23 protein-coding genes are annotated in these 22148 nt (G+C 73.7%); 9 read left to right on the top strand and 14 right to left on the bottom strand.

The features are described 5' to 3' along the window. Positions 1-83: 83 nt before the first annotated feature. Both QRT03_RS03110 and QRT03_RS03105 read right to left on the bottom strand, forming a co-directional pair. The gene (locus QRT03_RS03110) at positions 84-770 is read right to left on the bottom strand and encodes an NUDIX hydrolase (RefSeq protein ID WP_286051014.1); all 687 of its coding nucleotides are present in this window, start codon (positions 768-770) and stop codon (positions 84-86) included. After that, positions 767-1105 carry a DUF3024 domain-containing protein gene (locus QRT03_RS03105; RefSeq protein WP_286051013.1) on the bottom strand — a complete coding sequence of 113 codons (339 nt, stop codon included), beginning with the start codon at positions 1103-1105 and terminating at the stop codon, positions 767-769. The genes QRT03_RS03110 and QRT03_RS03105 overlap by 4 nt, the downstream gene beginning before the upstream one ends. A gap of 226 nt (positions 1106-1331) precedes the next feature. Between QRT03_RS03105 and QRT03_RS03100 the strand changes: the two genes are divergently transcribed. From QRT03_RS03100 to QRT03_RS03090, 3 genes are read left to right on the top strand one after another with little or no spacing between them, the layout of a single operon-like run. Further along, the gene (locus QRT03_RS03100; protein ID WP_286051012.1) at positions 1332-1772 is read left to right on the top strand and encodes a hypothetical protein; all 441 of its coding nucleotides are present in this window, start codon (positions 1332-1334) and stop codon (positions 1770-1772) included. Between the two features lie 26 nt (positions 1773-1798). Next, positions 1799-2365, top strand: a complete 567-nt coding sequence (locus QRT03_RS03095) for a peroxidase-related enzyme (protein ID WP_286051010.1) — start codon at positions 1799-1801, stop codon at positions 2363-2365. Positions 2366-2425: 60 nt separating this feature from the next. After that, complete coding sequence (locus QRT03_RS03090; protein ID WP_286051009.1) at positions 2426-3274, top strand: NAD(P)-dependent oxidoreductase; 849 nt, start codon at positions 2426-2428, stop codon at positions 3272-3274. 78 nt (positions 3275-3352) lie between these two features. On the opposite strand, the gene QRT03_RS03085 is transcribed toward QRT03_RS03090, so the two are convergent. The 4 genes from QRT03_RS03085 to QRT03_RS03070 form a co-directional block, all read right to left on the bottom strand. Then, a complete protein-coding gene (locus tag QRT03_RS03085; RefSeq protein WP_286051008.1) occupies positions 3353-4363 on the bottom strand; it encodes a glycoside hydrolase family 6 protein in 1011 nt (336 codons plus the stop codon). Between the two features lie 155 nt (positions 4364-4518). Further along, positions 4519-7593: a glycosyltransferase family 2 protein gene (locus tag QRT03_RS03080; RefSeq protein ID WP_286051007.1), complete on the bottom strand. Its 3075-nt coding sequence runs from the start codon at positions 7591-7593 to the stop codon at positions 4519-4521. Between the two features lie 329 nt (positions 7594-7922). Continuing rightward, positions 7923-8453 carry a metallophosphoesterase family protein gene (locus tag QRT03_RS03075; RefSeq protein ID WP_286051006.1) on the bottom strand — a complete coding sequence of 177 codons (531 nt, stop codon included), beginning with the start codon at positions 8451-8453 and terminating at the stop codon, positions 7923-7925. Next, entirely contained in the window at positions 8450-8833 is a 384-nt protein-coding gene (locus tag QRT03_RS03070; protein ID WP_286051004.1) for an SRPBCC family protein, read from the bottom strand. Before QRT03_RS03070 ends, QRT03_RS03075 begins: the two co-directional genes overlap by 4 nt. A gap of 49 nt (positions 8834-8882) precedes the next feature. Here QRT03_RS03070 and QRT03_RS03065 point away from each other — a divergent pair, with 49 nt between their 5' ends. Further along, complete coding sequence (locus QRT03_RS03065; RefSeq protein ID WP_286051002.1) at positions 8883-10193, top strand: cytochrome P450; 1311 nt, start codon at positions 8883-8885, stop codon at positions 10191-10193. Here the strand turns inward: QRT03_RS03065 and QRT03_RS03060 are convergent. Next, positions 10183-10518: a hypothetical protein gene (locus tag QRT03_RS03060; RefSeq protein WP_286051000.1), complete on the bottom strand. Its 336-nt coding sequence runs from the start codon at positions 10516-10518 to the stop codon at positions 10183-10185. The genes QRT03_RS03065 and QRT03_RS03060 overlap by 11 nt on opposite strands. A gap of 256 nt (positions 10519-10774) precedes the next feature. Between QRT03_RS03060 and QRT03_RS03055 the strand changes: the two genes are divergently transcribed. Then, entirely contained in the window at positions 10775-11476 is a 702-nt protein-coding gene (locus QRT03_RS03055) for a DUF1707 SHOCT-like domain-containing protein (protein ID WP_286050998.1), read from the top strand. Positions 11477-11482: 6 nt separating this feature from the next. On the opposite strand, the gene QRT03_RS03050 is transcribed toward QRT03_RS03055, so the two are convergent. Then, positions 11483-12703 carry an acyl-CoA dehydrogenase family protein gene (locus QRT03_RS03050; RefSeq protein ID WP_286050997.1) on the bottom strand — a complete coding sequence of 407 codons (1221 nt, stop codon included), beginning with the start codon at positions 12701-12703 and terminating at the stop codon, positions 11483-11485. 108 nt (positions 12704-12811) lie between these two features. Between QRT03_RS03050 and QRT03_RS03045 the strand changes: the two genes are divergently transcribed. Continuing rightward, on the top strand, positions 12812-13426 hold the full coding sequence (locus QRT03_RS03045; RefSeq protein WP_286050995.1) for a maleylpyruvate isomerase family mycothiol-dependent enzyme: 615 nt from the start codon (positions 12812-12814) through the stop codon (positions 13424-13426). Here QRT03_RS03045 and QRT03_RS03040 read toward each other — a convergent pair. From QRT03_RS03040 to QRT03_RS03030, 3 genes are all read right to left on the bottom strand, one after another. After that, on the bottom strand, positions 13410-13979 hold the full coding sequence (locus QRT03_RS03040) for a hypothetical protein (RefSeq protein ID WP_286050993.1): 570 nt from the start codon (positions 13977-13979) through the stop codon (positions 13410-13412). The genes QRT03_RS03045 and QRT03_RS03040 overlap by 17 nt on opposite strands. A gap of 122 nt (positions 13980-14101) precedes the next feature. Beyond that, positions 14102-15301, bottom strand: coding sequence for an acyl-CoA dehydrogenase family protein (locus QRT03_RS03035; RefSeq protein WP_286050992.1), 1200 nt, complete (start codon positions 15299-15301; stop codon positions 14102-14104). Positions 15302-15324: 23 nt separating this feature from the next. Continuing rightward, entirely contained in the window at positions 15325-15864 is a 540-nt protein-coding gene (locus tag QRT03_RS03030) for an SCP2 sterol-binding domain-containing protein (RefSeq protein ID WP_286050991.1), read from the bottom strand. A gap of 91 nt (positions 15865-15955) precedes the next feature. On the opposite strand from QRT03_RS03030, the gene QRT03_RS03025 reads away from it, so the two are divergent. After that, on the top strand, positions 15956-16579 hold the full coding sequence (locus QRT03_RS03025; protein ID WP_286050990.1) for a TetR/AcrR family transcriptional regulator: 624 nt from the start codon (positions 15956-15958) through the stop codon (positions 16577-16579). A 219-nt stretch (positions 16580-16798) separates the two neighbouring features. On the opposite strand, the gene QRT03_RS03020 is transcribed toward QRT03_RS03025, so the two are convergent. Further along, the gene (locus QRT03_RS03020; protein ID WP_286050989.1) at positions 16799-17320 is read right to left on the bottom strand and encodes a hypothetical protein; all 522 of its coding nucleotides are present in this window, start codon (positions 17318-17320) and stop codon (positions 16799-16801) included. 32 nt (positions 17321-17352) lie between these two features. Beyond that, entirely contained in the window at positions 17353-17772 is a 420-nt protein-coding gene (locus QRT03_RS03015) for a hypothetical protein (RefSeq protein WP_286050988.1), read from the bottom strand. 155 nt (positions 17773-17927) lie between these two features. Here QRT03_RS03015 and QRT03_RS03010 point away from each other — a divergent pair, with 155 nt between their 5' ends. Then, positions 17928-19913: a sensor histidine kinase gene (locus tag QRT03_RS03010; protein ID WP_286050987.1), complete on the top strand. Its 1986-nt coding sequence runs from the start codon at positions 17928-17930 to the stop codon at positions 19911-19913. After that, positions 19910-20542 carry a response regulator gene (locus QRT03_RS03005; protein WP_286050985.1) on the top strand — a complete coding sequence of 211 codons (633 nt, stop codon included), beginning with the start codon at positions 19910-19912 and terminating at the stop codon, positions 20540-20542. Before QRT03_RS03010 ends, QRT03_RS03005 begins: the two co-directional genes overlap by 4 nt. Before the next feature lie 113 nt (positions 20543-20655). Here the strand turns inward: QRT03_RS03005 and QRT03_RS03000 are convergent, their stop codons facing one another. Beyond that, positions 20656-22140 (bottom strand): FAD-dependent oxidoreductase, encoded by a 1485-nt coding sequence (locus QRT03_RS03000; protein ID WP_286050984.1) that lies wholly within the window; start codon positions 22138-22140, stop codon positions 20656-20658. Positions 22141-22148: the final 8 nt, after the last annotated feature.

Below are 22148 nucleotides of genomic sequence, written 5' to 3'. Positions count from 1 at the left end.
CTCAGATCGGGGCGCTCGTCACGCATCGTTAACGGTCCAGGACGAAAACCCGGACGGAACGGGTACTCCTCGTCGGCCCGCCGTCACCGCCAGGCGAACACCGGCTGTTCGAGCCCGTCGACCCGCGTCGGGCGGTCGCGCAGGGCCACCTCGGTGAACTGCAGCAGGACCGCCGCGGTCGGCGCGTGCACCCGGTGCCCGACGATCGGCAGCTGCACCACGGGCCGGTCGGACTCCGGGATGTCCAGGTAGTACGGCTCGACGTCGAGCTCGTCGAACGTCACGTGGAAGATCCGGGCGACCTCGTCCGGGGAGGGCACCAGGGAGTCCAGCGGCGCGGTGCTGGTCATGACGACGGGGGTCATGACGAAGCCCGACCGGGTCGGGTAGTCGTCGAGCAGGCCCACCACGTCCGGGGCGGCGAGCGGCAGGCCGAGCTCCTCGTCGAGCTCCCGCAGGGCGGCGGTGACCTCGTCCTCGCCGGGATCGAGCGAGCCACCGGGCAGGGCGAACTGGCCCGGGTGGTCGCGGAGCTTCGAGGTGCGCCGCGTGAGGAGGACGCCGGGCCCGCGCTCCGGGTCGTCGAGCACGACGACCGCCACGGCGGCCCGCCGCACCGGGCGCATCGAGCCGTCCCGGGACGGGACCTCGGGCAGCCCGGCCGGGTCGACCCGCCGTCGGGACCGGGAGGAGAACGCGGCGACGCGGGCGGCGACGGTCGCCGGATCGGGAGGGCCCGGCTCCCCCGTCGCTCCGCTCGCCCCACTCACCCCCAGAAGATGCCGGTCGGGTCCGCGTCGACGATGTCGAGCAGCGGCGCCGGCGTGGCGGCCTTGGTCTCGTCCGGGTAGCGGTGCCAGCGGCCGCCGGAGTCCGGCCAGAGCAGCACCCAGCGCTGGTCGGCGGCGTCGAAGCGCAGCTGCGCGATCGGGGCGGTGGACCACTCGGTGTCGAGCTCGGGGAACACCGGCGCCCGGCGGCACGACAGCGTGATCCGCCCGGCGCGCTCCGAGTAGGAGATCTGTACGGAGTCGCGCTGCGCGTCCGGCACCCGCGCCACGCACCAGCGGCGGACGATCGCACGGTGCTCGTCGGTCACCTGCACGTCGGCTCGGCCCCTTCTCCTCGTCCCTGGCGTCGACCACGCTCCGTGTCGCGCGGCCACGGGCTGCACGGGGTCACTGTGACACGGCCACCCTTCCGCGCGGGAGCCCCGTCCCCTCCTCGTCACCCTCGCCGCGCTCCGGGCCACCGCCGACGGCAGCCCGGCGACGGAACCGGACGGGGAGGCTGACACGATCTCGAACGGGTCACGCGAGCGGGAGGCGGCGATGGTGCGACGACGGGTGCTGGCCGGGTGGTGCGCGGTGGGTGCGCTGCTGCTCACCGGGTGCGGCGGCACCGACGAGGCGGCCGGGCCGCCGCCGGTCGACCCCGCCGTGAAGTCCTACTGCGACACCGTCGTGCGCGTGCAGGCCGAGCAGACCTCCCCGCAGGCCGGTCAGGGCGGCGTGCAGGTGGCCGGCGACGCGGCGCGCAAGCAGGTCACCGACCTGGTCGCGACCGCGCCGCCCGAGCTGGTTGCGGACTGGCGCACCGTCAAGGACCTGAACGACGAGGCGTTGTCCTCGCTCGCCGCGACGAGGGGCGACCCCAACCGGATCGACCGCGCCGCGCTCACCCGGCTCGAGCAGCAGTCGCAGCCCGCGGTCCAGCGCATCAAGGACGTGACCGCGGCCCGCTGCCACGTCACGTTCCGGCCGTCGGCATAGGAGGCTCCGCGCACTAGGTTCGGGGCATGGCCGACCAGGTGAGCCGCTTCGGCGTGACGGAGCTCGAGGACCTGCCCGACGACCTGCGTGAGCGGGTCGGTGCGATCGCCGAGAAGTCCGGCTTCGTGCCGAACATCTTCCGCGCGCTCGGGCGTCGCCCCCGCGAGCTGCGGGCGTTCCTCGACTACCACGACGCACTGATGGACTCGAACGACGGGCTGTCCAAGGCCGAGCGCGAGCTGGTCGTCGTCGCGACGTCGGGGGCGAACCACTGCAGCTACTGCATCATCGCCCACGGGGCGATCCTGCGGGTGCGCACGAAGGACCCGGAGCTGGCGGACCTCGTCGGCACCAACCCCTACGGCGCCGAGCTCACGGGGCGGCACCGGGCGATCGTGGACCTCGCGCTCGCGCTGGCCGTCGACTCCGCGTCCTTCACCGACGACGACGTCGACGCGGCCCGCGAGGCCGGGCTCTCGGACGACGAGATCTGGGACGTCGGGTCCATCACGGCCCTGTTCGCGATGTCCAACCGCCTGGCCCATCTCACGGCGCTGCGACCCAACGCGGAGTTCTTCACCATGGGTCGGTAGGGGTAACCGACGTCCATGACATCTTCGGAGACGGAGCGGAGCGGAGCTCGACCGTCGAGAGTGGCAGTACTCGGCACCGGGATCATGGGCGCGGGGATGGCGCGCAGCCTCCTGCGCGAGGGCCTCGACGTCACCGTGTGGAACCGCAGCCCCGAGAAGGCGAAGCCGCTGGCCGACGACGGCGCGACCGTCGCCGGCACCGCGGCCGAGGCCGTCTCGGGTGCCGACGTCGTCGTCACGATGCTCTTCGACGTCGAGCCCGTGCTCTCGGTCATGGCCGACGCCGCCGGCTCGCTGCGTCCCGACGCGGTGTGGGTGCAGGCCAGCACCATCGGGATCGAGGGCACCCGGCGCGTCGAGGCGTTGGCCCGTGACCACGGCATCGACGTGCTCGACGCCCCGGTGCTCGGCACGAAGGCCCCGGCGGAGAACGGCAAGCTGGTGATGCTCGCGTCGGGCCCGTCGTCGCTGCGGGAGAAGGTCGCCCCGGCGTTCGACGCGATGGGCGCCCGGACCCAGTGGGTGAGCGAGACCCTGGGCGACGCGAGCAAGCTCAAGCTGGCCGTGAACGCCTGGATCGGGGTCATGGTCAACGGCACCGCGCAGTCGATCGCGCTGGCCCGCGGGCTCGGTCTCGACCCGCAGCAGTTCCTCGACGCCGTCGACGGGCAGGCCGTGGACTCGCCCTACGTGCAGCTCAAGGGCAAGGCGATGATCACCGGCGACTACACGCCCTCGTTCGAGCTCGACGGCGTCATCAAGGACACCGACCTGATCCGCGACGCGCTCGCCGAGGCGGGCACGGCGAGCACGCTGGCCGACGCCGTCGCCGACCGGCTCGCGGCCGCCAGCGCCGCGGGACACGGCGCCGAGGACATGGCGGCCGTGATCCACGGTTACAGCACCTGAGGACGTCCCCCGGAGACGACCGAAGGGCCCCGTCGCTCGATCTACTCGAGCGACGGGGCCCTTCGGTCAGGCTCGTCGTCAGGACGACTTGGCGGCCTTCGCCAGGCTCAGGGCGTAGTCCGGCATCCACTCGCCCGCCTTGGGCGACCCCCGGCACTCGCCGTCGGAGTCGCCGGGCTCCTTCACCCACAGGAACGCGGCCACCCGGGAGTCACCGGTGTCGCGCGTCGGCGGGGTCCCGAGGGCGCGCCCCGGCGGGTTGCACCACGTCGGCTGCTGCGGCCCGTCGTAGGACCCGTTGCCGTTGCGGCTGGTGTCGATGACGAACTTGGCGCCGCCGAGCTCGTCGGAGACCTTCTTGCCGTAGGACTCGACCGCCTCGTTGTCCTGGAAGTTGGACACGTTCAGCGCGAACCCGGCGGCCTGCGAGACGCCGGCCTTGCGCAGGCCGTCGGCCAGCTTGCCGGTGTCCGTCACGAAGCCGGGGTTGCCGGCGTCGATGTAGACCTCGCCGCCCGCCTGGGACAGCGTGCGCACCGCGTCGGCGAGCAGCGCCTCCCGGCCGTCCTGCTCCCCCTGGCCCTCGCAGTTGGTGAGCGTCTGCGGCAGGGCGTCGGGCTCGAGGATGACGATCGACTTCGTCCCGCCGAGCCCGGACGCGAACTGGCCGATCCAGTCCTTGTAGGCGCCCTCGTCGGAGGCGCCGCCCTGCGAGTAGAGCCCGCAGTCGCGGTTGGGGATGTTGTAGGCGACCAGGACGGGCGTGCGGCCCGCGGCCTTCGCCTGGCCGACGAGGCCCTTGACCTCGTCGCCGGTGTTGCCGTCACTGCCGATCCAGCGGGCCACCGGCTGGCGCGCGATCTTCTCCAGCTCCGTCGCGTCCGCGGTCCGGCCCTGCTCGCGCCACTCCTCGACCTGCTTGGCCGCGGTCGACGCCGGGTCCACCCAGAACTCCCCGGCGGCGGCCGGGACGACCGTCTGCGGCGGCGCCGGCTGATCGGACCCTCCGCCCCCGGAGCATCCGGCGAGCGTCAACGCCGCGATCATGGCGAGCGCGCCCGCGGCGATGTGCCTCCGTCGTGCCGACATCCTGCCGAGCCACCCCCGGTGTCCGTTCGTCGCCGCCGGTCGGCGGCGTGGTCGAGTCCTGCCGCTCAGAGTCCCATCCACCTCGATGTGACCCGCTCGCACCCCTGCTCCCGGCCGAGGTACCCGTCGGTCTTCGCACGCGGCGACCGAACGGATCAGCTCGCTTCCGTCTGCTCCGGCCGGCGGACGCGACGTGCGTCGTCCGGCCGCCCGGCGGGCGGCGCCACGGCGGCGAGCGCGACGACCCGGACGGCGACGGTCGACGCGTGCAGGGCACGCTCGCTCGTCGTCAGGCCGTCGTCGTGCCCGTCGGCATCGTCGCCGCCGACCGGTGAGACCACGGTGTGCCGGACCCCGTTCGTCCCGTTCTCCGGGCCGCTGTCCGCCGAGGCACCGTTCGTCACGACGCCGTTCGGAGCCGCACTCTTCGGAGCCGCACTCTTCGGAGCCGTACTCTTCGGAGCCGCACCGTTCACGGCCGCACCGTTCGAGGCACCGTTCTGCGTCGGGCGGGCGGCGGCCGCGGGACGACCCTCCGCCGCGGGCCGCGACCGGCGCTCGGGCGGCGCGATCCCGTTGCGGTGCACCGTCGCCGCCGTCTCGGACGGCGCCTCGGGCGTCGTCCCGGGTGCGGGAGCCGGACGCAGGCGAGGCATCTCGGCCGCGGGCTTCTCGGGCCGGGCCTGATCCGGACGAGCCTGATCCGGACGAGCCTGGTCCGGGCGGGCCTGGTCCGGGCGGGCCTGTTCCGGCCGGGGCGGCGTCGGGCGGGGACGTCCCGGACCGGGCTGCTCGGCGGCCGGCCGGTCGGCCTGCGGCGGCTGGCCGGGAGCGGGCGGCACGGGCTGACCGGGCTGCGGACCGGGGCGCGGTGTCCCCGTGCGGGGAACCGGCGTCGGACGCTTTGCCGGCCCGCCGGGACGCGCCGCGGGACCCGGCTGACCGTTCTGCTGCCCCGGCGTGCCGGCGGCCGGCTGGCCCGGCTGGCCCGGCTGGCCGGTGGCCTGCGCCGCAGCCGGCTGCCCCGGCGTCACGGGCGGCTGCGCCGGCCCGGGGTGCGGGCGAGGTCCTCCCGGGCGCGGAGCACCGTCGGCGGTCGGCCGTGGGGTCGGGCGCGGGCCGGGGGACGGCGGGCGCGGGCCCGGCGAGGGGGTCCCGACGGCCGGGGACACCGGTGCGGGTCCGGCCGGCGCCTCACCCTGGCGCACCCAGCCGGGCGGCAGGGGGCGGTAGCGGTCGCCGCCACCGTCCCGCGGCACGACGGCCTCCGTGCGTCCGCCCCGGTCGGCCCCGACGACGGCCGTGGCGGCGACCGGCTGGCGGTCCCCACCGGAGCGGATCCAGCCCTCGGGGAGCTTGCCGACCAGCGGCGAACGGAACGGTGCGGACGCCGGGCCCTCCGCGATCATCGCGTCGAGCGCGGCGCGCTGGAGCGACTCGGTGGTGATGCCGGTCCGGCCGGTGGAGGTGCGGGTCGGCTCGGCCGTGATCACCGGCTGGCGACCGACGACGCGCTCCACGACCCACAGCGCCGGCGGCGCGAGGCAGGCGCAGAGCGCCACGGCCGGCCACAGCAGCACCGCGGGCGTCGCGTAGCCCATGAAGATCGACGTGACGATGGCGCCGAGCAGCAGCACCGCCCACTGCAGGTGGCGGCGGAACGTGAGGATGTGGTCGGCGCTCGAGGAGAGGCCCTTGGGCGTGACCACGAACTTCGCCGGCAGCCGGAGCAGCGTCGCGATGAGCGAGGCGGCGAAGATCGGCGACGCGAAGATCGACATCAGCATGCCCTTGACGCCCGAGGAGCCCTCGGCCTCGTAGGGGCTGACGTTGTAGCGGCGGTTGCGCAGGTAGACCCAGAGCTGGAACGCCGTGGCGTCGACGTACAGCGCGAGCCAGAGCTGGACGGGCACGACGACGCCCTGCACGCCGAGCGCGAGGAAGAGCACCGCGTTGACCGCGCCGAGGACCCAGCCGATCGCCATCGACGGGTAGAACGTCGTGATGAGGATGTAGTGCAGCGCGCGCCCCGGCGAGAGCAGCGGCAGGCGCCGCCAGAACTCGGTCAGCAGGACCTCGAAGGTGCCCCGGGACCACCGCATCTGCTGGCTGAAGAAGTCACCCCACGACGAGGGGCCCTCACCGACGGCGAGGACGTCGGGCGTGTAGACCGACTTCCAGCGGGCCTTCGTCTGCGGGTTGCGGCGGACGTGGAACTTCAGCCCGGTCGCCATGTCCTCGGTGACCGAGTCGGACAGCCCGCCGATGCCCTTGAGCGCGCTGATCCGCATGGCGTTGTTCGTGCCGACCAGCATGGCGGCGTTGTAGCGGTTCGCCGCGCGCTGGATCAGCGAGTGGAACGGGAACTGCTGGGACTCCGCGGCGCGGGTCACGAAGGTCTCGTCGTTCGCGTAGCACTGGGGCCCGACGACGAAGGCGACGTCCTGGTCGCGGAAGTAGCCGAGGATGCGCTCGGCGTAGTTCGGCAGCGGCACGTGGTCCGGGTCGACGGACAGGAAGATCTCGTAGGAGTCCCCGTGCTCCGCGACCCAGGCGTTGTAGTTGCCGTGCTTCGTCTTCGCCTTGAAGGCGCCCTTCTTGCGGTTGTACTTCTCGATGCCCTTGCGGGTGAAGTGGTTGACGCCGAGCTCGCGGCACATCGCCCGCACCGCCGGGTCGTCGCCCTCGTCGAGGATCCAGACGTCGAGGATGCCCTGGTAGCGGATGCGCAGGGCGGCCTGCAGCGTCCCGCGGACGACGTCGATGGGTTCCTTGCTCGGCACGATCGTCGTCAGGAAGGCGATCCGCTGGTTCGCCACCGGAGGCACCGGGACGGGATCGCGGGAGATCACCGAGGCGAGCGACAACGAGAAGACGTTGATCAGCCGCAGCAGCTCCATCAGGCCGATGGAGCCGATGACGACCCAGTTCGCGTAGGTCGCGAACACCGGAGCGTTCGGGTCGATCCCGGGGCGGTGCGACGGGTGCAGCAGCCAGAGGAAGAAGAGCGCCTCGAACGCGAAGTTCAGGCCGGCGACGAGGAGGGAGCGCCAGACACGGCCCTTGCCGTGCACGGCGTCGACCCCGCGGTAGGAGACGCGGTAGTCGCTGCCGTCCCCGTCCAGCTCCCGGACCGGTCCGGCGAGCTGCGAGAACTCCTGGATGCGACGACCGACGACGAGTTCGCTCTCGTCGACCTCGTCGGCAGGTCTCTCGGCTAGAAGCGTCATCGGCCGTTTCGTCTCGAAGGCAAGGATCGGGGAGCGACTCGAGCTGTCCCTGGGTACCTCGTCGTTCGTGGCGTTCGGCGCACCGCCCCGAGTCGGGGCGCCTGCCGGTCGCCGTCCTCCCGTCGTCTGGTCGTCGCCGTGTCCCGCGTCGTGCATCCGCCCCGCACGCGCGGTGCCGGGAGAACGGTACGGGCATCACTGACCGTGCTCGTGAAGGGGGACGGTCGGGAGCACCCCGACGTTGCCCCGGTGCCGGAAATCGGGTCGGATCCCCGATCACACACCGTCTTGACGACCCGGAGCAGGACAGATGACGTGACGATGCGTGATCATCGCGTCCCTCGGGCGGGGCGTGGCGGGAGGTCGTGGCGGGTGACGGCGAGCGCTCCGTCGCGCACGGCACCCGTCATGAAGGTACAGAAGGGTTGACGTCGCCGATCCGTGGGTGATCCGGGATTGAGCAGGCGCACCCCACCGGCGGTCGTGGTGTCCCAGGGGATGTGGCTGTGGCCGAACACCACCACGTCGGCCGGGTCGTCGGACCCCGGGCCGAACCACGCGTCGCAGCGCCGCTCGCGCCCGCGGGCGTCACCGGTCTCGTGCAGCACCGCGACCCGGAGACCCCCGACCACCAGCCGGGCGACCTCGGGCATCCGGGCCCGGAGCTCGGGCCCGTCGTTGTTGCCCCAGCACGCGACCAGCCGTCGTGCCCGGGCCTCGAACGCGTCGACGGTGGCGGCGTCGGTCCAGTCGCCGGCGTGCACGACGAGGTCCGCGTCGTCCACCGCGGCCCAGACCTGCTCCGGGATCGTGCGGGCGTGGGTGTCGGAGACGAGCACGAGGCGCTCCGACGCGGTCACGGCCGCACCAGGGAGTGCAGCGCGACGAGGGCCAGGGGCGTGTAGGGCGCGACGACGACGGCGGGGCCCTCGGTGACGAGCCAGGTGCGCGATCCGGCACCGTCGGCCTCGACGCCGTGGTGCAGCACGAGCCGGACCGGGCCCACCCGCACCCGCCAGGACCACGTGCGGGCCGCCTCGTCGACCGCCAGCACCTCGAACGGCACGTGCACCACCCCGACGGCCCGCACGACCCCCTGCAGCCCCGGGACGAGTCGACGCGACGGCGCGCTCGCACCCGTCAGCTGGGGCGCCCAGCGCGGCCAGGCGTCGAGGTCGGCGTAGCGCTCCCACGCCTGGTCGGCGGGCAGCGGGCCTCGGGCGGCGACGGTGGTGCGCACGCTGCGGGGTGTACCCGCGCCACAGGTACAGACGCGTACCATCTACGCCATGATCCGGGACACCCTCCGGTGGGCGGCCACGCACGGGGTCATGCGGACCGCGATCCGACGCCAGGCCCGCCGGGGCAATGCCGACGCGGCGCTCCTGCTCGATTCCGAGCTGGGCGTCGACCCCTTCGCCCAGTACGAGCGGCTCCGCGCGGAGCGGCCGTTCGCCCACGGCGCGTTCTCCCGGGTCACCGTGCACCACGACGTGTGCACCGAGGTGCTGCGCAGCGACGACCTCGGGGTGGCGAACCGGGACTCCGCCATGCCGGCACCGGTGCGGCTGGCCCTGCGGCTGGCCGGGCCGCCGCCGCACCCCGGGCCGATCGACCCGCCGTCGATGCTGGCCGTCGACGCCCCGGAGCACACCCGGTACCGCCGCCTGGTGACCCGGGCGTTCACGGCGAAGCGGGTCGCGGCGCTGCGCGGGCGCACCGAGGAGATCGCCGCCGAGCTGCTCGACGGGCTCGCCGACGACTCCGGCCCGGTGGACCTCGTGTCCCGCTACGCGAGCCTGCTGCCGGTCACCGTGATCTCCGAGATGCTCGGCGTGCCGACCTCGATGCGCGAGAAGTTCCTCGCCTGGGGCGACGGCGCGGCCGCCTCGCTGGACCTCGGTCTCCCGCGGCACCGCTGGGCGACGGTCCAGACCAACGTGGCGGCGCTGAACGAGTGGATGACCGCGCACCTGCGCCGGCTCCGGGCCGAGCCGGGGGACGACCTGCTCTCCGGCCTCGTCAGCGCCACCGACGACGACGGGTCGGGACTCTCCGAGCGCGAGCTCGTCGGGACCGCCCTGCTGGTGCTCGCCGCCGGGTTCGAGACCACGGTGAACCTGATCGCCAACGGGAGCCGCCTGCTCTTCGACCACCCCGACCAGCGGGAGCGCCTCGCCGCCGACCCGACCCTCTGGGCGAACGCGGTCGACGAGATGCTGCGGATGGAGTCGCCGGTCTCGCGGACCGCGCGGCGGGCCCGGCGCGACACCGTGCTGGCCGGCCGCGAGATCCCCGCGGGCGCGCTCGTCGTCACCGTCATCGCCGCCGCCAACCGCGACCCCGAGGTGTTCGCCGACCCGGACGTCTTCGACGTCGGGCGGGCCAACGCCCGCGACCACGTGGCCTTCTCCAGCGGTATCCACTACTGCCTGGGCGCGGCCCTCGCACGCATGGAGGGTGAGGTCGCGCTGCGCGCGCTGTTCGAGCGCTTCCCGCACGTCGCCCCGGCGGGCGATGCCGTGCGCCGCCCGACCCGCATCCTGCGCGGGTACGAGCACATGCCGGTCCAGCCGGGTCGGACGGCCGTCACACGGTGATCGGCAGCCCGAGCAGGGCGACGCCGGCGGGCGAGAGGACGACGGTGCTCGGCCGTCCGGGCGGCTGGGCGACGAGACGCACCAGGCCCGCCCGGACCAGACGGTGGCCGGCGAACTGGTCCGAGCACGGCCGCCCGTCGACCATGAGGCCCTCGCCCTGCTCGGGGCCCATGGTGCAGCGTCCGGCGGCGACCGCCATGAGGACGGCGCGGTCACGGGGGCTCACCGCCGCGGCCGCCTCCTCGGGCGACCGGCGGGCGGCCGGGACGGCGGGATGCGGCACACGGGCGACGGTGCTGCGGGGGCCACGGGCGGGAACGGGCACGGCGGACTCCTCGGGAAGGGACGGGACCCGACGGACGGCGGCGGTGCACTGGGCCGAACGGGCTACATCGCTGTCATCGTCGTCACCCCCGCAAGTGTTAGTCGGTTGCACGCAACCGCCACTCGTCCGTGTCTCTCCTCTTCTCCACCGCGGTCTACGGCATCTCCGAGACGCAGCGAGAGAACCCGATCGGCCCGGAGGGAGTTCAGGGTCCGACCCCGAGGTGCGCCGTGTCCCCGGACGGGAGGGTGTGCGTATGGACGAGCAGACCAGCACCGAGACCACCAGTAGCGAGGCCCCGCAGGACCGGCCTCGCCCGCCGGCCGGGGAGGAGCTGCCGCCCTCACCGGCCGACCTCCCCGTCGGCCACGACGACCGGGAGCACATCGTCGGTCTGCTCCAGGACGCGGTGAACCGCGGGCTCGTCGACACCCTGGAGTTCGACCGCCGCTCCGGGCTCGCCATCGCCGCCCGCACCCGCCGCGAGCTGAACACCCTCGTGCTCGACCTGCCGCTCGAGCACCCGGACCGGGCCCGCGCCCGCACCGAGGCCGAGTCCCGGGAGCGTCGGCAGGCGCCGCGCGACCCCTACGCCGGAGGCGACACCAGCGGCACCGTCGCGCTGCACGCCACCCTCTCGTCGGTGAAGCGCTCGGGCGCGTGGGCGGTCCCGCGTCGCCTCGAGATCGACGGGTGGATGGGTTCGGCCGAGCTGGACCTCACCGAGGCGGTCGTCGATCACGACGTCGTGGAGATCGACGTCGACATGACCCTCGGCTCGGTCGAGCTGCGGTTGCCCGAGACCGCCAGCGCCTCGCTCGACGGCGTCACGGCGACCGCGGGCAGCGTCGAGGACAAGCGGCGCGGTGGGCGGGCCTCCGGTCGCCCGCACGTCGTCGTGACCGGGAAGGTCGCCCTCGGGTCGGTCGAGGTGAAGGGCCCGAAGTGGTGGCGGTGACCCGACTCAGGTGAAGGCCGACAGCCCGGTGATCTCCCGCCCGACGATGAGCGTCTGGATCGTCTCGGTGCCCTCGAAGGTGTGCACCGACTCGATGTCGGCCATGTGCCGCATGACGTGGTTGTCGAGCAGGATGCCGTTGCCGCCCAGCAGGTCGCGGGCCTCGGACAGGATCCAGCGCGCCTTCGAGGTGTTGTTCATCTTCGCCAGCCCGGCGATGGTCGGGGAGATGTCGCCCTGCTCGGCGAGCCCGGCGATCTGTATGCAGTAGAGCTGCATGCCGGTCAGCTCGGCGAGCATCTTCACCAGCCGCTGCTGGACGATCTGGAGTGCGGCGAGCGGCTTGCCGAACTGTGTGCGCTCGAGGGTGTAGCGCAGTGCGGCGTCGTAGCCCGCGGTCGCGTGCCCCAGCGCGATCCACGCGCACGTGCCGCGCGTGGTCGCGAGGACGCGGCCGGTGTCGCGGAAGGTCTCCGCGCCGGGCAGCCGGTCGGACTCGGGGACGCGGACGCCGTCGAGGCGGATGTCGGCCTGCCACACCGACCGCATCGACCCCTTGCGCGGGATCACCGACGCCTCGTAGCCCGGGGTCGTGGTGTCGACGACGAAGCCGTGCACGTCCCCCGAGTCGGTGTTGCGGGCCCAGACCACGGTGCGGTGCGCGACCGACCCGTTGCCGATCCACCGCTTCGCCCCGTCGAGGATCCAGTCGTCGCCGTCCCGGCGCGCCGTGGTCTCGAGCGCCACCGAGTCGGACCCGTGGTCGGGCTCGGTCAGTCCGAAGGCACCGATCGTCTCCAGGCGCGCCATGCCCGGCAGGAACCGCGCCCGCTGCTCGTCCGACCCGAGCATGTCGATGGCCTTCATGGCCAGTCCGGACTGCACCGCGAAGAAGGTGGCGAGGCTGCCGTCGCCGCGAGCGAGCTCCATCGCCACCAGGCCGCACGACAACGGGTCGAGCCCCGGGCAGCCGTTGCCCGCGATGTCGTCACCGACGATGCCGAGTGGCGGCAGCTTGTTGATCACGTCCCACGACATCTGCGCCGCGTCCCAGGCCTCCGATGCCGCGGGCAGCACCTCGTGGTCGACGAACCGTCGCACCGCCATGAACGTGTCCCACTGCTTCGGGGTGAAGCGGGAGCGCACCGAGAAGTAGTCGGTGCCCAGCGCCTCGGTCAGCTGGTGCGGCGCCCCCGACGGATCGGCGATCGGAGTCTCGATGGCCATGGGGCACGTCCCTTCCCGACGACAGGTCGTGTCACTCCTGTGCCCGGCGTCTCCTTCGAGAAACCTACGGCTTCCCTGGTACGACGTCAGGACCATAGAGTTGCCGATGTGAAGGAACTCCTCCGGGACCAACGCCTGGCTACGGCGCGCCACCTCCGCACGCTCGATCTCGACGCGTGGTCCCGCCCCAGCCTCTGCACCGGATGGCGCACGCGCGAGGTGCTCGCGCACCTGGTGACACCGTTCGAGGTCTCGATGCCGCGCATGGCGGTGTCGATGCTCCGGCACCGCGGACCGGCGGGCGCCATGGACGTGTGGGCGAGGACGCTCGGACGGCGGGCGCCGGGTGACCTGATCGACGTCCTCGAGGCGAACGCCGACTCGACGTTCCACCCGCCGGGGCTCCCCCTCGAGGCACCCCTGACGGACGTCCTCGTCCACACCCTCGACATCCGGTGGGCCGTCGAGCCGCCCGCCGTCGATCACGTCGATCCCGCGCACGTCCTGCCGGCCCTGGAGTTCCTGACGACGCCGCGGGCGGTGGGCGTCTTCCTGACCCGCGGCCGCCTGGACGGGATCCGTCTGGAGGCCGACGACGTCGACTTCACGTGGGGCGAGGGCGAGACCGTCCGCGGCCCGGCGCTCGCCCTGGCCGCAGGTGCGTGCGGGAGGACGCCGGCGTACGACCTGCTCGACGGCGAGGGCCTCACGCGCTGGCGGTGAGCGCCTCCCGCCCGACCGGGGAGCGATGCGGCACCGCGAGGAGCGCCAGGCCCAGGCCGAGGACGATCCCGTGCGCGATCCGCACCGCCGGCGGGGCGAAGAACTGCGGCAGGAACGCCACCATCGCGACGGCGAACACGACGGCCGTCCGATCCCGGACCGCCACGAGCACCGCAGCGACCGCCAGGGCCACCAGGCCCACCGCGAACAACGTCGCGGCCACCGGGCCGAGCCGGATCGCCTCCGCGGTCGCCGCCAGGGCGTCCCCGGTCATGCGCTCCCCGAGCGCGTGCAGCGCGAAGACCTCCGCGCCGTAGTACGGCAGGACCAGCGCGACGCCGACCCAACACACCGTCTCCGCGGACCGCCCGTACGACCGGAGCCCGAGCCCGACCAGCACGAACCCGGCGACCGCCGCCAGATGCGCGACGAGCCACAGCGGCGACGCGAAGGCGTCCGCCATCCCCGCCGTCGTCGCGTCCCCCCATGGACGCAGGGCCGGGTAGACGACGAACAGCGCCCCGGCGACCACCGGCACGACCCGACCCGACATCCCGACCTCCGAGCACTGTGAGAGCAGTGCTCACATCTTGGGCGAGTGCACTGCTCTCGTCAAGAGCATTGCTCTCGGAGGGGTGCCCCGCCCGCCCCCCTCGGGCGGACGGGGCGGGTCGTTCAGGCGATGTGGCGACCGGAGATCGAGCGGGCGATGACGAGCTGCTGGATCTGCTCGGTGCCCTCGAAGATGTCGTAGATCTTCGAGTCGCGGTGCATGCGCTCCACCGGGTGCTCGCGCGAGTAGCCCGCGCCCCCGAGGATCTGGATGGCCCGCTCGGTGACCCACACCGCGACGCGGCCGGCCTTGAGCTTGGACATCGACCCCTCGCCCGCCTCGAACGGCACGCCGTTGCGCCCCATCCAGGCGGCCCGCCAGACCAGCAGGCGGGCGGCGTCGATCTCGGTCTTCATGTCGGCGAGGGTGAACGCGATCGACTGGTTGTCGATGATGGGCCGGCCGAACGTCTCCCGGCCCTTCGCGTACTCCAACGCGTACTCGTAGGCGCCCCGGGCGATGCCGATGGCCTGCGAACCCACGGTCGGGCGGGACAGCTCGAAGGTCTGCATGGCCGCCGAGCCCTTGGACTTCTGTCCCTCCCGGGCCCTCGCGAGGCGCTCGTCGAGCTTCTCCTTACCGCCGAGCAGGCAGGAGCCGGGAACGACGACGTCGTCGAGGAAGACGTCCGCGGTGTGCGACGCCCGCAGCCCCATCTTCTTGATCTTGCGCGTCGACTCCAGGCCCGGCGTGTTCGGCGGGATGACGAAGCCGGCCTGGCCGCGGGTGCCCAGCGACGGGTCGACGACGGCCTGGACCACGTGGATGTTCGCGATCCCGCCGTTGGTGGCCCACGCCTTGGCGCCGGAGATCGTCCACTGGTCCCTGGCCTCGTCGTACACGGCCTTGGTGCGCATCGCCCCGACGTCGGAGCCAGACTCCGGCTCCGAGGAGCAGAACGCCGCCACCTTGACGTCGTCGACGTCGCCGTAGCACTGCGGGATCCACTCGACCATCTGCTCGGGGGTGCCGGAGGAGAAGATGCCCGCGACCGCGAGCGTGGTGCCGAAGATGGCCATGCCGATGCCGCCGTCGCCCCAGAAGAGCTCCTCGTTGACGATCGGCAGCGAGAGGCCGGTCTCGTCGCCCCAGAAGGACGCGAGCGTCTCGAAGTTGTAGAGCTCGATCTTCGCGGCCTCCTGCAGGACGGGCCACGGGGTCGCCTCGCGCTCGTCCCACTCCTCGGCCGCGGGGCGGATCACCTCGGCGGCGAAGCCGTGGGCCCAGTCCCGCAGGTCGGTGTGCTCCTCGGACAGTTCCATCGAGAAAGTCATGGTGAGCGCCTTCAGGCCGAGGGGATCGTGAACATCTTCTGCAGAGCGGTGGCGAACCCGACGTCGCCGGAGACCTTGAGCTTGCGGGTCATGAACAGCGTGATCGGGTTGGCGTTGTTCGTGACGACCTTGAGGAACTCCGTGCCGTTCATGAACAGCTCGGTGCGCGGCTCCTCGTCGAGGGTGGTGGAGACGGTGCAGACGCCGTGCTGCATGGCGGTCTGGTAGTCGTCGCTGCCACCGCCCGGGGCGCCGGTGACGTGCCAGTGCACGACCTGGCGCTTCGAGCTCGCACCCTTCGACGAGTAGAACTCGCTCATCCGCCCGAAGATCGCGTCGATGACGGGGCGGCGGGCGTCCGAGGTCATGATCGCCTCGAGCTGGGCCTTGCTCGCGCCCTTGACCAGCCGCGCGAACACCGAGGCGTCCACCGTCTTCGCGCCCTCGGGCTCGGCCAGCGCGTCGCGCATCACGGCGACGAGCTCGTCGGAGGAGAGCTTCTTGAGGTCGACGCTGCGACCCAGCTCGTTGACGTCGATCTTCTCGGCCACGGTCTCCACTCCGGTGTGAGGGGGCGGGTGTCAGGTACCAACGGTCCCGCGTTCACTCGCTACTTTACGCAGGAGTAGATAGGTTGCAACCGTGACCACCGGAACGCGTCGCCGCCTCGCCCCCGAGGTGCGTCGCCGGCAGGTCCTCGACGCGGCCATCGCGGTGTTCTCCGAGGAGGGCCTGCACGGCGCCTCGATGGACGCGATCGCCGCCCGGGCCGGGGTGTCGAAGCCGTCGGTCTACGCGCACGGCGGGACGAAGGACGAGCTGTTCGCCGCGTGCCTGGCCCGCGAGGCCGACCGGTTGATGTCGTCGATGACGGCGGCGGTCCTCCCCGACGGCTCGTCGGGCGAGGACGGCGCGCAGCAGCGGCTCCGCCGGGCGCTGCGGGCCTTCTTCCGTGCGGTCACCACGCACCGGCAGGGCTGGACGGTCCTGTACCGGCAGGCGTCCACCGGCGAGTTCGCCGGTCCGGTCGACGCGGCCCGGCGCAGCATCGTCATCCGTGCTGCGGAGCTGCTCGCCGCGGAGCTCGGCGGGTCCGTGGAGGCTGCGGAACCGATCGCCCACACCCTCGTCGGCGCCGCGGAGGGCCTGGCCGACTGGTGGCTGGGCGGGGACCACGCCCCAGGGGAGCAGGAGCCGGCCGACCTGCTCGCGGACATGCTCATGGCCGTCGTCTGGCCGGGCCTCGACGCCCTCCGACGGGTCTGAGGTCGTGGCAGCGAAGCGTCGTTGCTGTCATCCAGTGGCAGATTTGCCACATCGTCGCTGCCCTGTCACCAGCGCCCCGGTCGACGATGGCGCCTCACTCCCACCCCATGCGAGCAGATCGCCATCGTCGGACCGGTCGCCGGGATCTATGGTGCGGATCGCGCTCTCTACCCCCGTCTAGCGCTGACACGAGAGGACGCGATACATCCCGATCGGGCCCTATCGGCGGCCGTGGTCGACCGCCCACGGATACCCCGCCGGGTCCTCGAGCTCCGCGTCGGCCTGCAGCACGGTCGCCAACGGCGGGCGGCTCGGCGGGCGACCACCACCGCCTCCGGACGGACCGTGGATGACGATCGTCGCGATGCACGCCGTGTACTGCGCGGCGCACAGGACCAGGGCCGCGTCGCCCTCGCCGGCGTGGCGGGACCCGCACTCGTCGAGGGCGTCCATGCACTCCTGCAGCGCCTGCGCCGCGCTCTGCGCCGACTCGTTGCCGCCCCGCGGGGTCGTCGCCGACGTCGCTCCCGCGGCGAAGGCCTCCGTCACCGCCCGCAGCCCTGCGAGCTTCTCGCGCGCGAGTGCCCGCTCCGCGTCCGCCCGGCGGACCTGGGCGGCCGCGGCACGCAGCATCGTGCGGTAGGTACCGACGAAGGGGTGGGCGAGCAGGGCCTCCAGGGTCGGATCGTCCGACGCCTCGACGTCCTCGGCGTCGACGTTCCCGGAGTCCGGGGGCTGCACGGTCCCGCACCCGCACGGTCGGATCGGGAGCATCACGCCACCCCCGCCGCGCGGCGGGAGGCCGACCCGGAGGGTGCGGTCCAGAACCCGCTCAGCCCGACCACGACCGCGAGCAGGGCCAGGACCATCAGGCCTGCCTCGCCGCCGAGGAAGGTCCCCGCCCCGAACACGGCCTCGGAGACGGTCGACAGGACCGGCACCAGGAGGAAGGTGACCACCGCGCCCAGCACGCAGGCCACCGCCGTCGCCGCGGAGCCACGACCTGCGGTGAGACGCAGCGACGCCGAGCACGAACCGACGACGATGCCGACCAGGCCGAGCACGAACGCAGAGACGTCGACCGCGCTCCCGGAGGAGCCCTGAGCTCCGATCGCCGCCCACTTGACGGCCCAGCACACCGCACCGATCACAGCCACCGCTCCGGTGATCCGGACCCAGCTCACCCGGTCCATGTCGCTCCCTCCGACGCCCGTCCGACCGACCGCCGGCCGACCCGGGACGAGCACACCGCGGCCTCCCGGCCCGACGGCAGGGGCACGGTGACCCGGAGCGCGCGGGACACCGTGACCGTGGCGCCGGGCGGGAGGGGTCGGCCATGCTCGACGGCGTGCCATCCGCCGCGGTGCGTCGACGCTGGCCCTGGGGTGTCGCCGTTGCCGCGGCCGCGCTCTCCCTCGCCGGGGCGCCCCTGGCGGTGGCGAACGGCGCGACCGAGGGCCTCGAGGACATCTACCTCGGCGACGCCGTGACGGGAGCACTCGTCCCGACCGCGGGGGCGTTGATCCTCACCCACCGTCCCCGGGACCGGGTCGGCTGGCTGCTGCTCTCGACCGCCGGGCTCGCGCTCGGCTTCTTCCTCGCCGAGTGGTCCGGCTTCGGGCTGCACACGGTGCCCGGCTCGCTCCCGCTCGCCGCGCTCGCCGGCTGGGTCTCCGAGATCGTCTGGCTCCCCTTCCTCGCCCTGCTCACCCTGCTCCCGCTGTGGTTCCCGACCGGACGGGTCCCCTCCCGCCCCTGGCTCGCGGTGCAGGTCGTCGTCCTCGCCCTGTTCGCCGCGCTGTTCGTCGCGTGCGTCCTGCACCCGCGACTCGAGGACGGCACACCGAGCCCGCTCACCGGGCACCTCCCGGACTGGCCGACGGACGTCGTCCGGCTGATCACCACCGCGCTCGTGTTCTGCGCGCCGGTCTGCCTGGCGAGCCTGCTGGTGCGGTACGTCCGTGCCGACCGCGCGGACCGGCTGCGGCTGCGGTGGTTCGGGCTCGCCGTCGTGCTCGCCGTCGGGGTCGTGCTCCTCCCCGGGGTCCCGACCACGGTGGGGGACGTCCTGAGCGGTGTGACGACGAGTCTCGTCGCCGCCGCGGTGGTCGCGGCGGTGCTCGGCGGGCTGCACGGGCTCGACGCCGTCGTCGACCGCTCGCTCGTGTACGCGTTCACCGCCGCTGCGACCTACCTGCTCTACGTGGTCGCGGTGACCGCGGGCGGCTCCTTCCTGCCGGACGCTGCCGGGTTCCTGGGCGTGGCGGTGGTCGCCGTGACCTTCGCGCCCGTGCGGACGTGGACGCAGCGGGCCGTCGACCGTCTGCTGCACGGCGCCCGGTCCGACCCGCTGGCGGTGCTCCGGGCCCTCGGCACCCGGCTCGACGACGCACCCGCCTCGGGAGTCGGCACGGACCACGACGGCGGTCGGGCGGCGCTCGAGTCCGTCCGTGAGCTCCTGCGCGTCCCCGGGGTGGCGATCCTCGACCCGGACGGGGCCGCCGTGGCCGCCGCCGGCGAGCCGGTCGCCACGCGACCGCGCCACGAGGTCCCGCTCCGTGCCCGCGGCCGGCTCCTCGGAGTCCTCACGGTGGCCCTGCGGCCCGGAGAACGCGCCCCCGACCCACGCGACGCCGGCCTGCTCGAGGCCCTGGGCCGGGTGCTCGCCGGCACCCTCGACGCACACGCCCTGGCCGCGGACCTGCAGCAGGCCCGCGAGCACCTCGTCCGGGCCGGGGAGGACGAACGGCGACGGCTGCACCACGACCTGCACGACGGGCTCGGACCGGTGCTCTCCCACGCCGTGCTCGCGCTCGACGGGCTCCGGCGGGAGGTCGGGCCCGAGGCCGCCGACGAGGCGGGGGCGGCGACCCTCAAGAGCACGCTCCAGGACGCCCTGGTCGACCTGCGCCGCCTCGTGCACGGACTGCGTCCCCCGGCCCTCGACGACGTCGGGCTCGTCGCCGCGCTCGGGAAGCACGTCGGGCTCGTCGAGGGGAGCGGGCTGGTCGTCGTCCTGGACGCCGCGGACGTCCCCGAGGACCTCCCGGCCGCCGTCGAGGTGGCCGCGTACCGCGTCGTGACCGAGGCCCTGACCAACGTCACCCGGCACGCCCGGGCCACCGCCTGCACGGTCGCCCTCGCGGTCGGGGACGGGTCGCTGCGCATCGTCGTGAGTGACGACGGCAGCGGCCCGGTCGAGCGGACGGCCGGCGGGATCGGGCTGTCCTCGCTGCGGCACCGCACCGAGGAGCTGGGCGGCGGACTCGACGTCCGGCACCGGCCCGGCGGGACGACGCTGACCGCCACCCTGCCGCTGCACGAGGCGGTGTGACCGACGTGCGCGTCCTCGTCGTCGACGACCACCCGCTCTACCGCTCGGGCCTGCAGGCGATGGTCGACCGGGTCGAGGGCATCGAGTGCGCGGGGGCCGCCGCCTCCGGGGAGGAGGCCCTCGAGCGGATCACGGAGGTCGCCTGCGACGTCGTCCTGCTCGACCTGCGGATGCCGGGGATCGGTGGGCTGGAGACGTGCCGCCGGCTCCTCGCGCTCCCCGAGGCACCCGCCGTCGTCGTCCTGACCATGGTCGAGGAGGACGCGTCGGTGGTGGCCGCACTGCGGGCCGGGGCACGCGGCTACCTCCTCAAGGGTGCCGACGAGGCGGAGATCCTCGCCGCGCTGCGACTGGTCACGGCCGGTGGCACGGTCCTCGGCCCGGCCGTGACCCCGACGTCCCTCGCGCGCGGCGCCGACGTCGACCGCGCCTTCCCGGAGCTCACCGAGCAGGAGCAGCGCGTCCTCGAGCTCCTCGCCGCCGGTCGACCGACCGCCGGGATCGCGGCCGAGCTCTCGCTCAGCACCAAGACGGTCCGCAACTACCTCTCGGCGACCTACGCGAAGCTGCAGGTGACCGACCGCTACGCGGCGATCGCCCGGGCCCGGGAGCGCGGGCTGGGCCGCTGATCGCGCTCTCTACCGTCGTCTACGACGAGCCCGAGAGAGCCTGATAGACGGCGAGCGAACGGCACTCTCGAGCGCAGAGACGCTGCGAGGGTGCCGCTCGCTCAGCGCGGAGGTCAGTGGCGCGAGAGGCGCCGCACCGCCCGGCGGACCGGGTTGCGCGAGGCGCCCCGGCCGAGCACCCCGGACGCCCCGTCCGCGATCAGGGAGGCGACGGTCTCGGCCGAGTCGGCCCGGTTGGCGCCGATGCCGCCGGACGCCCCGCGCTTGATCCAGCCCACCACGTAGGTCCCGGGGCGGCCCTCCACGCGGCCCTCGACGTGCGGCACCGTTCCCGACGACGGGTCGAACGGCAGCCCGGGGACCGCACGCCCCCGGTGCCCGATCGCCCGGACGACGGCGCTCGCGTCGAGCTCGTCACCGCCGGCGAGCCGAACGCCGGTGACGCGGTCCGTGCCGAGGATCTCCTCGGGGACGGCGTGGAAGCGCAGCACCACCCGCCGTCGGGGGGATTCGGGGGCGGCGGACGCCCGCGGCACGTCCCGGAGCAGGCTCGCCGTCTCCGCGTCCGTCGCCACCGCGATCTCCTCCGCGGTGCGAGGGTCGTGGTCGTCGACGACGACCTCGAGGTCGTCCCGGCGCAGGAGCCCGAGCAGCTCGCCCCGGGTCCACGCCGCCTCGCGCGGACCACGGCGACCCAGCAGGACGATCTCCCGCACGCCGCTGCCACGCAGCGCCGCGCGGGCCGCCGGCGCGACGCCGTCGAGCCCGTCCGGGTCGGCGGCGACGATCCGCGCGATGTCGAGCGCGACGTTGCCCGTCCCGACCACGACGACGCGCGGACCGCGCAGGTCGACCGCATCGGCCGGGGTCTCGGGGTGGCCGTTGTACCAACCGACCACGGTGGTGGAGGCGAGGTTGCCCGGCAGGTCCTCGCCCGGGATCCCGAGGTCCCGTGACTCGGCCGCGCCGACCGCGTAGACCACGGCGTCGTACCGGTGGCCCAGCTCCTCGACCGTGACGTCGCGGCCCACCTCGACCCCGAGGCGCATCGTCACGCGGTGGTGGTCGTGGTAGCGGGCGAAGTGCTCGCCGACCTGCTTGGTGCTGGCGTGGTCCGGGGCGACGCCGAAGCGCACCAGGCCGCCGGGCTCGCGGAGCCGGTCGACGACCGTGACCCGCGCCGTCGTGTGCAGCAGCAGGTCCTCCACGGTGTACATCGCCGCGGGCCCGCTGCCGACCACCGCCACGTCGAGGCGCGGGAAGTCCGCCGGCAGCACCCGGTCGAAGCGGACCGGGTCCCACGCGTGGAACAGCGGGGACCCGGCGAGCGCCGCCGGCGCCTCCCGGTCGGCGTAGTACTCCGCGTTGATCCCGGCGTACTCGCGCAACGACCCGACCAGGTTCTCGACGGGGAACACGGCGTCGACCGGGCAGACCTCGGCGCACGCCCCGCAGTCGATGCACGTCCGCGGGTCGACGTAGAGCATGTCCGTCGTCCCGAAGTCGGGCTCGCCCGGCGCGGGGTGGATGCAGTTGACCGGGCAGGCGGAGACGCACGAGGCGTCGACGCAGCACGACTGCGTGATGGCGAACGGCACGGGTCGAG

This window comes from Actinomycetospora termitidis, from assembly GCF_030286555.1.
GTDB classification, from domain to species: Bacteria; Actinomycetota; Actinomycetes; order Mycobacteriales; family Pseudonocardiaceae; genus Actinomycetospora; species Actinomycetospora termitidis.
Note: the sequence above shows the minus strand (reverse complement) of the source record. Positions and strands in the feature narration are given on the sequence as shown.